This window comes from Microcoleus sp. (genome assembly GCF_049646505.1).
Lineage (GTDB): Bacteria > Cyanobacteriota > Cyanobacteriia > Cyanobacteriales > Microcoleaceae > Microcoleus.
The window spans coordinates 26,197-39,314 of the sequence record NZ_JBARVX010000579.1; the positions used below are offsets into that span (position 1 = coordinate 26,197).

Annotated in this window: 10 protein-coding genes and 1 tRNA gene; 5 read left to right on the forward strand and 6 right to left on the reverse strand. The window is 46.0% G+C overall.

Features of this window, described 5'->3' with window-relative positions; genetic code table 11:
• Window positions 1-93: 93 nt before the first annotated feature.
• Both WBA89_RS27295 and WBA89_RS27300 read right to left on the reverse strand, forming a co-directional pair.
• On the reverse strand, window positions 94-735 hold the full coding sequence (locus WBA89_RS27295) for a hypothetical protein (protein ID WP_424410777.1): 642 nt from the start codon (window positions 733-735) through the stop codon (window positions 94-96).
• Window positions 736-791: 56 nt separating this feature from the next.
• Window positions 792-1,106, reverse strand: coding sequence for a hypothetical protein (locus WBA89_RS27300; protein ID WP_424410778.1), 315 nt, complete (start codon window positions 1,104-1,106; stop codon window positions 792-794).
• Between the two features lie 176 nt (window positions 1,107-1,282).
• Between WBA89_RS27300 and WBA89_RS27305 the strand changes: the two genes are divergently transcribed.
• Together WBA89_RS27305 and WBA89_RS27310 are read left to right on the forward strand one after the other, a co-directional pair.
• Window positions 1,283-1,921: a bifunctional 4-hydroxy-2-oxoglutarate aldolase/2-dehydro-3-deoxy-phosphogluconate aldolase gene (locus WBA89_RS27305; RefSeq protein ID WP_424410779.1), complete on the forward strand. Its 639-nt coding sequence runs from the start codon at window positions 1,283-1,285 to the stop codon at window positions 1,919-1,921.
• A 101-nt stretch (window positions 1,922-2,022) separates the two neighbouring features.
• Window positions 2,023-2,538: a L,D-transpeptidase gene (locus tag WBA89_RS27310; RefSeq protein ID WP_424410780.1), complete on the forward strand. Its 516-nt coding sequence runs from the start codon at window positions 2,023-2,025 to the stop codon at window positions 2,536-2,538.
• 309 nt (window positions 2,539-2,847) lie between these two features.
• Here WBA89_RS27310 and WBA89_RS27315 read toward each other — a convergent pair whose 3' ends face one another.
• Window positions 2,848-4,437: an Hsp70 family protein gene (locus WBA89_RS27315; protein ID WP_424410781.1), complete on the reverse strand. Its 1,590-nt coding sequence runs from the start codon at window positions 4,435-4,437 to the stop codon at window positions 2,848-2,850.
• A gap of 668 nt (window positions 4,438-5,105) precedes the next feature.
• Between WBA89_RS27315 and WBA89_RS27320 the strand changes: the two genes are divergently transcribed.
• Window positions 5,106-5,957 (forward strand): Uma2 family endonuclease, encoded by an 852-nt coding sequence (locus WBA89_RS27320; protein WP_424410782.1) that lies wholly within the window; start codon window positions 5,106-5,108, stop codon window positions 5,955-5,957.
• A gap of 210 nt (window positions 5,958-6,167) precedes the next feature.
• Here WBA89_RS27320 and WBA89_RS27325 read toward each other — a convergent pair whose 3' ends face one another.
• Window positions 6,168-6,665 carry a 2TM domain-containing protein gene (locus tag WBA89_RS27325; RefSeq protein ID WP_424410783.1) on the reverse strand — a complete coding sequence of 166 codons (498 nt, stop codon included), beginning with the start codon at window positions 6,663-6,665 and terminating at the stop codon, window positions 6,168-6,170.
• A 272-nt stretch (window positions 6,666-6,937) separates the two neighbouring features.
• A complete protein-coding gene (locus WBA89_RS27330) occupies window positions 6,938-8,512 on the reverse strand; it encodes a PQQ-binding-like beta-propeller repeat protein (RefSeq protein WP_424410784.1) in 1,575 nt (524 codons plus the stop codon).
• 127 nt (window positions 8,513-8,639) lie between these two features.
• Between WBA89_RS27330 and WBA89_RS27335 the strand changes: the two genes are divergently transcribed.
• On the forward strand, window positions 8,640-10,787 hold the full coding sequence (locus WBA89_RS27335) for a thioredoxin domain-containing protein (protein WP_424410785.1): 2,148 nt from the start codon (window positions 8,640-8,642) through the stop codon (window positions 10,785-10,787).
• Window positions 10,788-11,110: 323 nt separating this feature from the next.
• Here the strand turns inward: WBA89_RS27335 and WBA89_RS27340 are convergent.
• Window positions 11,111-11,183, reverse strand: a tRNA-Phe gene (locus WBA89_RS27340).
• Window positions 11,184-11,316: 133 nt separating this feature from the next.
• Between WBA89_RS27340 and WBA89_RS27345 the strand changes: the two genes are divergently transcribed.
• Window positions 11,317-13,118, forward strand: a 1,802-nt coding sequence (locus WBA89_RS27345) for an ArnT family glycosyltransferase (protein WP_424410786.1), incomplete at its 3' end; no start/stop codon positions are given.

Sequence of the window (13,118 nt, forward strand, 5' to 3'; positions counted from 1 at the left end):
GGAATCGCCCCGATTTTTTATAGTAGGGTGCGTCGCTGCGACAATTCTCGCTATTTGCAGTTATCCCAGAGGGACGCACCCTACCCCTATCTACTAAACCTTGATTGTCCTGCCTGATTTTGGCTGACGAGCTTTGGCAACAACGGCACTGCTCATACTTTTTACCATTAGCAATAACATGACCGACAAACCCAGGCCTACTACATCATTAAGCAAGAACAACCATAAAGGCTCTATTTCTGGACTCTGCCTCTGCATTCTTGAAAATTCACGGTTCAACATATTTGAGGCAATAGTTAAAGCATAGAACCCTCCGATCAGGGGATTTATATACTCGGCAAACTTTGCTAATTCTCCCCCTTCCTGATTAAATCTGTTGGCAAATGTTGAGAGTGCATTCCAAATTCCCCATATACTGTATATCGGTATGAGAAATCTTGCCATCGCTCCTCCTGGGGTGATAGGATAATCATTGAAAAGAACCTTGAGATCGACGTGCAAGCGATATAGCCAGACTAGAAAAAGCACGAACAAAATCGAGGCGACAAGAATTGTAACAATCAACAAAATCTGCTGCAAACCTTGAAGCGACGCCTCAATCGTTGGTGCAATTGCTTTCACCGAAGTTAAAAGCAGGGAAACGATGTTTAACGAGACGTTAGCCCAAGCGAACTGCATTAATAATCGACTAACTCCGTGGGACTTGAGAGGAGTAGCTGCATCAGAATTCTTCATGAGGTCTCCCAGAAAATTTGCCGCAGGAGGCTGCACCCACAGCAGACACGACTATATCAGTTTACATTTTTTTGTAGAGAGCAGCAACGTGTAACTTCTTCCCAAGGAACTCTTGGTTCATCTTTTCTAGATTCAATAGTCAGACAGTCGTAAACATCCTCCCAAAGTTCGCCGTGCTTCTCGAAGTCAAGCAGCACCGCAATTTTTTCGCCTTCAGAATCAACTAAAAATTGAAAGTCTGTCGGTTCGCCGCATTCAGCCAGCACGTCTGCCCAAAATTCGCTGTGTTCTTTGATGTCAACAATTGCAGCGGTTTTGTTGCCTAGATTGTCTGTTAAAAATTGCACGCCGCGCATATTGTAGTTTGGCATATATCGGATTTGGTAATGTGTAGGGGACTTACGAAGAGATCCCCCCAACCCCCCTTAAAAAGGGGGGCTTTCAAATTCCCCCCTTTTTTAGGGGGGCTAGGGGGCATCGAGGTTTAAGACTCTCACTGCGTAAGTCCTGATGTACTAGAATTATAGGCGAGGCAGAATGAGTGGGTATGAATAATCAATCTTGGTTGACACTACTAAAAAAACACCGCGCCATCGCCGTGATCCGTTCTTCCGAAAAAGAACTCGCTCGGCAGATGGCATCAGCGGTAATAGCAGGCGGATTCCAGTTTGTTGAAATTACTTGGAACACTCAAAAAGCTGCTGAATTAATTGCCGAACTCCGCTCCCAATTTCCTACTTTTAGTATTGGCACCGGCACTTTATTAAACTTAGAACAGTTGCAGCAAGCCATAGATTGCGGCGCTCAATTTCTCTTTACTCCGCACACCGATGTAGCTATGATTAAAACAGCAGTTGATGCGGGAGTGCCGATCGTCCCCGGTGCTTTTTCTCCCACAGAAATCGTGACTGCGTGGCAAGCAGGCGCTACCTGCGTTAAGGTGTTTCCGATATCGGGGTTGGGAGGTGCAGCTTACCTGAAAAGCCTGCAAGGCCCTCTGGGACACATTCCTTTGATTCCCACGGGCGGGGTGACAGTGGAAAATGCGAAGGTATTTATTGACGCAGGGGCGATCGCCGTTGGTTTGGCGGGAGATTTATTTCCCAAACAATTAGTGGCAAATGGAGATTGGCGGGCGATCGGCCAAATTGCCCGAAATCTTACCGAAAAGTTAACAACTTGTTAAGCGCTCTTTCCCAATCTAAAATCTATAATCTACAATCTAAAGTAGTACGAGCTAATCTAAAATGTAAAATCTACAGTCTAAAATCGTTTTGGGTGTGAAGAATGAACAGCATTATCAACTCAACTTACTTTCGCCGCGCCGGAATTTTCTGTGCCGGCTGCGCCCTCACAGTTGCTGCATTTTGTGGGGGGCAAAATCCTGCAATTGCCGGTTCGCAGCACAACAAAATCGCCAATAAAATTATGCAGTTGCAGCAATCCAGTCAGCGCTGGATTGAAATTGATTTGTCAAGACAAAGATTAACAGCTTGGGAAGGAAGCAAACCTGTTTATGCGGTGACTATTTCCAGCGGCAAATCATCGACTCCCACCCGCACGGGAACCTTTGCCGTTCAAACCAAACACCGCGTTACTAGAATGACTGGGGATGACTACGACGTGCCCGACGTTCCCTATACCATGTATTACGACGGAGGAATGGCAATTCACGGCGCTTACTGGCACAATTTGTTTGGCAATCCCGTCACTCACGGCTGCACGAATGTAGCTGTAAATCACGCTAAATGGCTGTTCAATTGGGCCTCGGTGGGGACACCGGTGGTGGTGCACAAATCTTAGGTTTAACTCCAGGTTCGTAGATAAAACGGCGGTTGAAACCGCGTCTATACAGACAAAACCGGCCTCCGCCGGTTGAAGAGTTAACATTACATTTATGGAGACAAAATCCACTTCAAGAATACCCAACGGTTGAAACCGCGTCTATACAGACAAAACCTGCCTCCGCAGGTTGAAGTTCAGTTAAGACAGATCCCCCCTAACCCCCCTTAAAAAAGGGGGGGACAAGAAATTGCTCAAACTCCCCCTTCTTAAGGCGGATTTAGGGGGATCTCAGGGGAATAAACAGCGCTAACCCAAGCGTATTGATCTTTAACTTAACTGCACCACTGGTTTGTCCTCCAACAACGTTTCATTTGTTAGCAAATCTTCCACGGTAATGCGTAAAAATCGCTGTTCGTCCACGCGGAAGAAGATTTTGATGCGATCGCCCCCCGGATACCCAGGCGGTGTCAATTGCGCGATACTGCGAGCTCCATCTTTGTCATTTAGGGGCTGTACCGATGTTTGACCCGCGAGTTGGCGAGTAATTAGCCTGTCGCCATCAAAATAGATCTCCGTCCCGCCAGTTTCCGCTCCCAATTCACCGATAATTAATTCTATACTCGGCTGATTTTCTAAAGAAGCTCCCAAGACTAATTCTACCGGTTCGCTCATCGGATAAGACTGGCCGGATTTGATTAAACTGTGCCAACTGTGGCAATTTTCGCGGCGGTTCCAGTAACGAATTCCGTAACTGTGATAGAGAAAATCTTTGATTTCTATGCCTTGACTCAGTTGCAGAGCACCTTGGGCGATCGCCTCAAAGGGTTTGTCGCACCGAATCTTTGCCGGCTCGAAATATTGCTCAACCCAACGCTTTACGGCGGGAATTTGGACAGTACCGCCAACGAGCAAAACTGCATCGATGTCGCCAATTTCTAAGCCTTGGCGGCGCGCTTGCTGCAATACTTGATTCATGCACTCGTCGAGGTTGTCAAAAAACTGATGTTCGGCGAGGATAGATTCAAAGCGCGATCGGTCTAATTCTAATTCGTAACTTTCAAAATTTTCATCATCAAAATAAACTTCAACCGCCTGATTCACCAAAGACAACTGAATCTTTAACCGTTCTGCCAATCTCGTTGTAATCGGAGATTTTGCTAGCCCTTTTGTTTTGACAAAATAGTCAACCAGCCAATTATCAATATCCGAACCGCCCAAATTTTGTCCGGCTTTAGCCAAAACCCGCGCAACTTTTGCTTTTTGTGCCGAAGATTCAGCTAATAACTTTTCGCCCCATTTGAGCAGAAAACCCAGGGGCTTTTTGCCAGCAGAAATGTCGAGGCGCACTAAAGAAAGGTCGAGAGTTCCGCCGCCGAAATCAATGACTAAGAGAATTTCGCGATCGGCTAAACCGTAACCCAAAGCAGCCGCCGTCGGTTCGTCCAACATCCGAACCTGTTCTACTTGCAGAGATTCAGACACTTTACCCAACCAATGGCGGTAAGCTTCAAAACTATCTACCGGTACAGTAAAAATTAAAGAATCTACCGGCAAAGGCAGTTCGCGAATTGAGCTGACAATTTGGCTCAAATACAACTCACCTACTCGTTCAAAATCTACAATTTGCCCGTCAAGTTCCGGCACAAAACCCTGAACCGCAGTGCCAATTCCCCGCTTGAAATTGCGGAAAAACCGAGAATCTCCGCTCAAATCTAGACCTCTGTCGCGGACTTGCTGACCGAGTATTACTTTACTTTGAGCAGCGTCCTCAACGTAGAGCAAACTGGGAATTAGGGGCGGATTTTGAGCCGAGATTGCCGACAATCCCGGTAATTTCAAAGTTTCTGGCTGCTGGATGGCCTGATTCCAGCGAGCGACGACGGTGTTGCTAGTTCCAAAGTCAATGGCGATCGTCATTTTACCACAATACACAGCTACTAGAGATTAGATTATATTATGGTATTTAGAGCAGCCAATACAAATATAGCCTTTCTCACTTAGGTCAGGTACACTCGCGCAATCGGTAATGGGTAATCGGTAACGGGCGAAGCGGAGGGCAGAAATCATAACTGGCAGCTAACCAGAACTCAAATTACCAATCTGCAATTACCTATTACCTACTACCGCTTTTTGAACGTACCTCATGTTACTGAGAACCGCTATATACAGGAGTTTTATTAACGATTAGGTACAATAGAAGAAGTGGCAAGGGAGCATCTCTGTCGGAAAGCAGCCAAGCTAGAAAATGAGACGATCGCCAAGTAATGTGCTGCGTCGAAAATGAAATCGAGCCTGTTTCAATTTATCAAAATTTATAGAATTTCCAAGTGCAATTATCGCGACCGGAGTTATTCAATGCGCTGCAATTTTTAAAAAATAGAGCATTGATTGAAAAACCAGAACCGGACAATCAAGCGCTTTTCAATTTATCGCCAATAGTGAGACAATATGCGATGACAGAATATTCGATCGCTCCAAGATGAGCTACAAGAATTCTCAACCATAAAAAAGCCGCCCTACCGCCAAATCATCTGTTATATTAATTTAATAATCATCAGCTTGTAATATAATAAACGGCTACTGCCATGACTTCTCAAACAAAATCTTCTACCGCATTCAATCTACTGCCAGACCACACTCAACTACCGGAATCTGAGGGAGATACAAACTATAAATCCATAACAAATCTCCCTCCCGACCACACTCAACTACCAGACGAAGACGGTAGATTTGTGAAAAACTTTCAGGAGCATCCCCAAAGCATTCTGCTGACTGATGCCGTCACCCCGCTATTGCAGCAGCGCCATCCCGACAATCAATATTGCATCGGTCAAGACTGCGGTATTTATTGGCGTCTAACAGAGCCGGCAGACAGAGGAGCTGAAGCACCCGATTGGTTTTATGTTCCAAACGTGTCACCATTAGTTGACGGTAAAATTCGGCGTTCTTACGTGATGTGGTACGAAGTTGTCGCGCCTTTAATTGTCATCGAATTTGTTTCTCGCGACGGCTCGGAAGAACGAGATGCAACTCCTAAAACGGGAAAGTTTTGGGTTTACGAGCAAGCACTTCGCGTACCTTTCTACGCTATTTATGAAGTGAGTCTAGCCAGCGTCGAAGTGTACAATTTAGTAGCAGGTAAGTATCAGTTAGTGCCAGCTAACGATCGCGGACACTATCCGATTGGGCCTTTGGGTGTAGAATTAGGAATATGGCAGGGACAGTATCAAAATGCCGAACTGCCTTGGCTGCGGTGGTGGGACGAAGAAGGTAATTTGCTGTTGACGGGTGATGAACGAGCCGAACAAGAGCGACAGCGTGCCGATCGCGAGCAACAGGAAAAAGAATTAGCTCAACAACAAGCCGAACAAGAGCGGCAGCGTGCCGATCGGCTGGCGGCTCAGTTAAGAGCTTTGGGTATCGATCCAGAAGCGTAAAATTAAGCGATTTACCGATGCGCGGGGGAGTTTATGAGATTATTGATTTTAGGCAATTACGGTTTACAAAACCCCCTCCTACAAGGTTGTTTCCTGAAAGACTGTTTGTCAGGTGCGTGGCTATTAGATTGTCGATTTTTATGGAGAATTTTCTTGGGCGACGCACCCTACAGCTACTTTTGCATGAGTTTTGAGAATTAGTAGAACTTTTCACGACTGCAACCACTTCATAAACTTATTCGTCGCAGTACCAATAGACTCTCCGACTTGTTTCTTCAAACGCCACCGCTGGAACGCTTGCTCGTAATCTTCCCCTTCAGTTTGATACACATTCCAAGCATTCAGCGACAATCCCAATCCCCAGGTTAGTAAAATGAACAGCGACCAAGAAAGCTCGTGCGCTCCTGCTAGATTAAACAAAACTAGAAAAGTATTGATGATGCCGTATTTTGTCACATTTTTCTGCAATTTGCGACGGCGGTAAGTGTTAAAAACCAACTTTTCTTGAACTTCTCCTCTAGTTGCTAACCATTGCTGTTCCGCCACCACAATATCCTGTTCGGAGATGCCTAATTCCGCTGCAATCTCGAACAACTGCACTCTGGATAATTCTCCTTCATCTTGTCGGCGGGCGATCGCAATTTGCAGAATGCCTTGAGCATCCTCTGAACCGTAAACTTGGCTTATTTGAGTTTCATTAGTTGCCATAGCGAGTTTCCTATAATATCCGGCATTATTTCTATCATACATATAACCGCAGTCAAACCGCAGGTAGGAAGAGATGGCGGATTTCAACACCCTTTTAAGAACAGGCAAGATGCCTGTTCCACAATAACTAAACTTTGTTGTGGAACAGGCATCTTGCGTCGCGGATTTCAACACCCTTTTAAGAACAGGCAAGATGCCTGTTCCACAATAACTAAACTCTGTTGTGGAACAGCATCTTGTCTGTTCCCGATAGAGGTACAAAATACCAATGACTAACCCAAAGTATACATCCAGCCATCCCTGGCGCAAATCCTCACAAGTCCGTCCCAAACTACAGGAGTCGCCTCAAAAGATAAACCCGGTTTAAATCTCCCCGATTCTATTACTTTCAAACGGTAAAACTCGCCCTTAGCATTTCTCAAAGCATTCTTATCGCCAGACTTCGCTCGTTCCCAATTCAAATTAAACAAATAAACACCGTTGTATCCCGCACTGATCAGTTTATTGCCATCGGTAAAAATCGGAGTTGAAATAGAAGAACCTATTTGTTTTTGAAAGACTATTACCGGAGTATGATAGGATTGGTTTCGCCAAGGTACAGCAATTTTTTTACCTGTAATCATATCTTGGGAACCGATGTACAAATTGCCGTCGATCGCATTTGTGGCAAACAGCGCCGGAAACTCCCCGGAATTGTACTCGTCATTCAACGCCACCGAGCCGATTATCCCGCCTTCCCAGCTAGAAAGCCGGCGGTTTCCGGTAGGCAAAAACCATTCGACGCTGGCATTCGGCTCTTTGTTCGGATTCAGTTTTAGAACTCCGCCGTTACCTGCAATGTATTGTTTTTCTACGGCACAAAACAGTTTTCCAGATTTAGAAATTACAGCACTTCCATCCAAATCTGAACCTGTATAAAAATCCCACACAATCTTTTTTTCGGCAATGCTAATACCGTAAATGTGACCGGAACCTGCAGCTATAAATATTCGATCTTTGAGCCTTGATGGCGATGATTCAGCTACCAAGTTGCCGCCGTGCTTCCTGATATCTGCTGCTGCATAAAGTTGCACTTCCGACAATATTCTTGGCTGTTTGATTCCTTGTTTGAGCTTGGCATTACTTGTGGAACTATCGAGAAAATAGCCGATCGCATTTTCGCCCGCATTGAACAACACGCCGCCGCCGATATCCAAAGCGCTGCTATCGTTATCGCGGCTGTAGCTGGGCGTTCTCCTAATGTCCAGCTTCCAAAGTTCCTTGCCAGTTCTAAAAGATATTGCCCGAAAACTCGGCACGACTTTTTTGCCGTCACCGCCGCTGCGGCTGCCCTGCAAAATCACAATTCTGTTTTCGGCGCTGGCTTTTTCATCGATATAAATTGTTGATGAACCTTTGATTACATCATCAAATTTATAGCGCCAAACTTCTTTATTGGTAGCCATATCTATTTTTCGCAAATTGTGGTCGAAAGCACCTATAATTAAATAAGTTTTCCCCCGGTCTCTGGTAATTGTCGGCTGTCCGGTCCAACCCGCGCCGCTCCAAACTACAGACCGCCTTCCCAGAAAAGTCCGTCCGCTGCCGAGTGGAAATTGGTCGATTAACTTCAAGCTTTTCGGAACGCCTCTGCCGTAAAACCGGCGCTTGTCGTTACCTAAAAAGGTCGGGACTAATAATTCTATTTCTGGGTCTGCTTTTGCCAGAAAATTGTTAAGATTAGTTTCTAATAAAGCTCGATCCGAGGATGCAGTTTGCCCCAGTTCGAGAACAGCAGGAGGAACAGCAGCACTCAGCAAAAATTGTCCTAGCTGTTGATTGAAGGTTCTCCGAGATGATAAACTCATTTTAAATCTAGACGATCGTCCATAATATTAAAACATAATTATCGGCAACAACTCAATTAAAACATCTCGCGCTAAACTGCTAGAGAAGTGACAAACTTACTGAGTACGAGTTAAAGTATATTTGATTATGGTCAACCGTCTTGCTCAATCCCAAAGCCTTTACCTGCGGAAACACGCGGAAAACCCGATCGACTGGTGGCCCTGGTGCGACGAAGCCTTAGAAACGGCCCGGAGCGAAAATAAACCGATTTTCCTGTCAATTGGCTATTCTAGCTGCCACTGGTGCACGGTGATGGAAGGGGAAGCATTTTCCGATCGCGCGATCGCCCAATACATGAATTCGCAGTTTGTACCGATAAAAGTCGATCGCGAAGAACGGCCCGACATCGACAGCATATATATGCAAACCTTGCAAATGATGACCGGCCAAGGCGGTTGGCCGCTCAACGTTTTTCTCACTCCCGACGAGCGAATTCCCTTTTACGGCGGCACTTATTTCCCCGTAGAACCCCGCTACGGAAGACCGGGATTTTTAGAAGTTTTGCAAGCAATTCGCCGCTTTTACGACACAGAAAAAGGCAAAGTAGAAGCCTTCAAAGCAGAGATTTTAGAGAACCTCCAACAGTCGGCAGCGCTGTCAGGAGTAACCGCAGAACTAAATCGCGAAATCTTCCAAAAAGGTTGGGAACTCAACACCGGAATTATTGCCGGCAGCAATCCCGGCCCCAGTTTTCCCATGATGCCTTACGCTGAGCTAGCACTGCGGGGAACGCGCTTTAATTTTGATTCAAAATACGACAGCAAACAAATCTCCACTCAGCGCGGATTAGACTTAGCATTGGGCGGCATTTACGACCATGTAGCCGGCGGATTTCACCGCTACACGGTTGATGCAACTTGGACTGTGCCGCACTTTGAAAAAATGCTCTACGACAACGGTCAAATTGTGGAATATTTGGCGAATTTGTGGAGTGCGGGAATCCAAGAACCGGCTTTTGAAAGTGCGATCGCCCGGACAGTACAATGGTTGAAGCGAGAAATGACCGCGCCGACAGGTTATTTTTACGCGGCACAGGATGCTGATAGTTTTACCCCCCCAACCCCCCCTTACCAAGGGGGGGCAGAAAATTTAACCCCCCCTTACCAAGGGGGGGCAACGGGGGGGTCAGAACCGGAGGAAGGAGCGTTTTATGTTTGGAGTTACGACGAACTCGAACAACTGTTAACTGCTGAGGAATTGGCGGAAATTCAAGCACAGTTTACTGTGACTCGCGGCGGCAATTTTGAAGGCAAAAATGTATTGCAGCGCTACCAGCCGGGAAAACTCAGCGCAACTGTAGAAACGGCTTTGGCTAAACTTTTTGCTGTTCGCTACGGCGGCAATCCCGATACTGTGAAAACTTTTCCCCCAGCCCGCAACAATGAGGAAGCTAAAAATGACAGTTGGCCTGGTAGAATTCCCGCCGTTACTGACACGAAAATGATTGCAGCTTGGAACAGTTTAATGATTTCTGGCTTGGCGCGCGCTGCCGCTGTTTTTGCAAATTTGGAATATCTGGAATTAGCTGTGACAAGTGCTAATTTTATTTTAGACAATCAGTGGAAGGACGGGCGGTTTCAGCGGTTGAATTATGACGGACAATCTGCTGTGGCGGCGCAGTCGGAGGATTATGCTTTGTTTGTGAAAGCTTTGTTGGATTTGCATCAAGCGAGTTTGAGTTTAGGCAGCGGGGAAGCAGCACCGCAATTGCATAATTCTCAATTTTGGTTGGAGAAAGCTGTGCAGGTACAAGAAGAGTTTGATGAGTTTTTGTGGAGCGTGGAATTCGGAGGATATTACAATACTGCTAAGGATGCTAGCGGAGATTTGTTGCTGCGGGAACGCAGTTATATAGACAATGCAACTCCGGCGGCGAATGGAATTGCGATCGCCTCTTTGATTCGTCTCGCACTGCTGGGGCAAAATTTGGAATATCTCGATCGTGCGGAGCAAGGTTTGCAAGCTTTCAGCAGTATTGTCCGAGATGCTCCCCAAGCTTGTCCGAGTCTGCTTTCGGCGATCGATTGGTATCAGCATTCTACTTTGATTCGCACGTCGAGCGATCGCATTTCTGGGTTGATTTCGCAGTATTATCCGACTGCTGTCTGTCAGATTGAGACTGATTTGCCTGTAGGAATTGTCGGGTTAGTTTGCGAGTGTTTGACTTGCAAAGAACCTGCGAAAAGTCAAGAGAGGCTGTTGGAGGAAATTTTGCAAAGTCAAACGCGGGTTTAAGGAGTCCCAGCAGAAAGAGATTAAGGAACGAAAATTTAATAAATTAAACATCTGCCACACTTCTCTCTCCAGAAGCTCAGGGGTAAAGAGAGGCAGAGCCAAAGCATCTGCATTACCAGGCGGAGCCTGGTAACGAGCCAATCGCTTAAGTTATTAAATTTTCATTCCTAAGAAATATAAGGATCTCTGACTTCTTGAAGAAGTCGGGGATCTAACAAGTTTCATACTCTCCTCAATCTTCCAAAAATTAGACCAAATCTTCAATCAATACACCGCAAGCAAGGGCGATCTTCAACAGTGTAAGTATATTTTTTAGAAAGCTATGCCAGGAACGAGACTTGAACTCGTGACACGTGGATTTTCAGTCCACTGCTCTACCAACTGAGCTATCCCGGCTTGTTTTTTCGCGCTTTACTATCTTAGCAGACACATACACAATTTAGCAAGCACTTTTCTCAACTAATTTTTAGCTCGCCCGGAACCGCCCGCCTGTAAGCTAAAAGCTGCAACCTAAAATCCAAAAATCGCAATGGCACAGCAACATCGGGCTAGCGGGGGCAACAGTCTGCTTGTCTTGGGGACAATTTGGCTGTTGGGGGCAATTGGCGATCGCCTCTGGTTTGCCTTCGATCGCTCTGTACCGGCGTGGGATCAGGCAGAATACCTCACCAGCACGCTGAATTACTGGCAGGCGCTGCAGCATCCTCAGTGGTTTTCGGGGGATTGGTGGACAAACTTCTGGCTGCTTTCGACAAAAATTCCACCCTTGACGTACATCTTAACGGTGCCGTTTTTGAATGTTTTCGGTGCCCTGGGCGATCGGGCAACCCTCGTTCATTTATTATTTAGTGCAATTCTCCTCGCCTCAGTCTACAGTCTGGGCGTCAAATTATTCAACAGACAAGTCGGTTTGTGGGCCGCTGCAATTTGCGTTTTGTTACCGGGACTTTATCGGTTCCGCTTGCAATTTTTGCTAGACTATCCCCTCGCTGCTGCGATTACTTTGGCTTTCTATTGTTTGACAATGTGGAAAGAAGAAGGTTCGGCAGCAGATTTGGTAGCGGATGCAGCGGATAGCAGAAATCAGGAAAAGGGTAAAAAGTTTTACCTGAGTCGATTATCTTTCTTTTGGGCGATCGCCTTTGGAATTTCTCTCGGCTTATCAATATTAGTTAAACACACTACAGTCTTATTTCTGTTTACCCCGATTGTGTGGTTGGCTGCGGGTGCAGTGGTGCAAAAAGCTTGGGGAAAATTAGCTCAATTAGCTGGTGCTTTGTTGCTGTCGGTGGCAGTTTTTGGGCCCTGGGCAAAAACCAATTGGCTGTTAATTTTGACCGGAGGAAAACGGGCCACGCTGGATTCTGCGATCGCCGAAGGAGATCCAGCCCTCAATACGATCGACGCTTGGATTTACTACATTCAGCACTTGCCCGAACAGCTTTCTTGGCCTTTGTTACTGATTCCCTTAGTTGGATTTATACTTTATTGGCTCCGCAGGCAAAATAGTTCGTCAATCTTTCACCTCAACTCCTGTCGGTGGCTGGCTATTTTTTGGGTAGGAGCTTATTTAATTAATTCTTTAAATATCAACAAAGACGACAGATATGTGATACCTTATTTGCCAGTATTATCTATTTTCTTAGCCTACTGTTTAACACTGTGGCCTCCACGTTGGGGGCGACAAATTCGCTGGGGAACAATTGGTTTAGCAACTTTGACGATGCTGTTAAATATGTGGCCGCTGGGCGGTGCTTTTGGACATAGCTTAGTTCAACTTGTTAGCCCCGGTAATTCTAGCTATCCTTACTTGGGCAAAGAGTGGCCGCACCGAGAGGTAATTGCAGAAATTCTTGCTGCGGAACCTTATTTGCAATCTACTTTAGGCGTGTTGCCTTCCACGCCGGAAATTAACCAGCACAATCTGAATTATTACGGTGCTTTGGCGAATTTTCAGGTGTACGGGCGGCAGGTGGGAACTAATTTAAAAGAAGTGCCGCAAGATGTGCGATCGCTTTCTTGGTTTGTTACCAAAACAGGCCCGCAAGGTTCGATTCGCGAAAAAATTAAAAAAGCTCAAAATGCTGCGGTAGCTACAATTGAAAAAGGTGAAAATTTTCAGTTAGAAAAAGCTTGGGTTTTGCCTGACAATACTAATCTAAATCTTTACCGCAAGCGACGGCAGCCTGTGGAAATACAGCCGTTGAATGAAGCCAGATCGCAAGTACAATTAGAGCAAGTTACTGTTACCGGAAAAGCACTTCCCGGAGTCGCGCTGCCGGTTACTTACATTTGGTCTGGGCCTTGGCAGCAGTTGCAGTCTGGTTTAGT

Coding starts and splice junctions, on each gene's coding strand:
- WBA89_RS27295 (WP_424410777.1), bottom strand. CDS start 735: ATGAAGAATTCTGATGCAGCTACTCCTCTCAAGTCCCACGGAGTTAGT.
- WBA89_RS27300 (WP_424410778.1), bottom strand. CDS start 1,106: ATGCCAAACTACAATATGCGCGGCGTGCAATTTTTAACAGACAATCTA.
- WBA89_RS27305 (WP_424410779.1), top strand. CDS start 1,283: ATGAATAATCAATCTTGGTTGACACTACTAAAAAAACACCGCGCCATC.
- WBA89_RS27310 (WP_424410780.1), top strand. CDS start 2,023: ATGAACAGCATTATCAACTCAACTTACTTTCGCCGCGCCGGAATTTTC.
- WBA89_RS27315 (WP_424410781.1), bottom strand. CDS start 4,437: ATGACGATCGCCATTGACTTTGGAACTAGCAACACCGTCGTCGCTCGC.
- WBA89_RS27320 (WP_424410782.1), top strand. CDS start 5,106: ATGACTTCTCAAACAAAATCTTCTACCGCATTCAATCTACTGCCAGAC.
- WBA89_RS27325 (WP_424410783.1), bottom strand. CDS start 6,665: ATGGCAACTAATGAAACTCAAATAAGCCAAGTTTACGGTTCAGAGGAT.
- WBA89_RS27330 (WP_424410784.1), bottom strand. CDS start 8,512: ATGAGTTTATCATCTCGGAGAACCTTCAATCAACAGCTAGGACAATTT.
- WBA89_RS27335 (WP_424410785.1), top strand. CDS start 8,640: ATGGTCAACCGTCTTGCTCAATCCCAAAGCCTTTACCTGCGGAAACAC.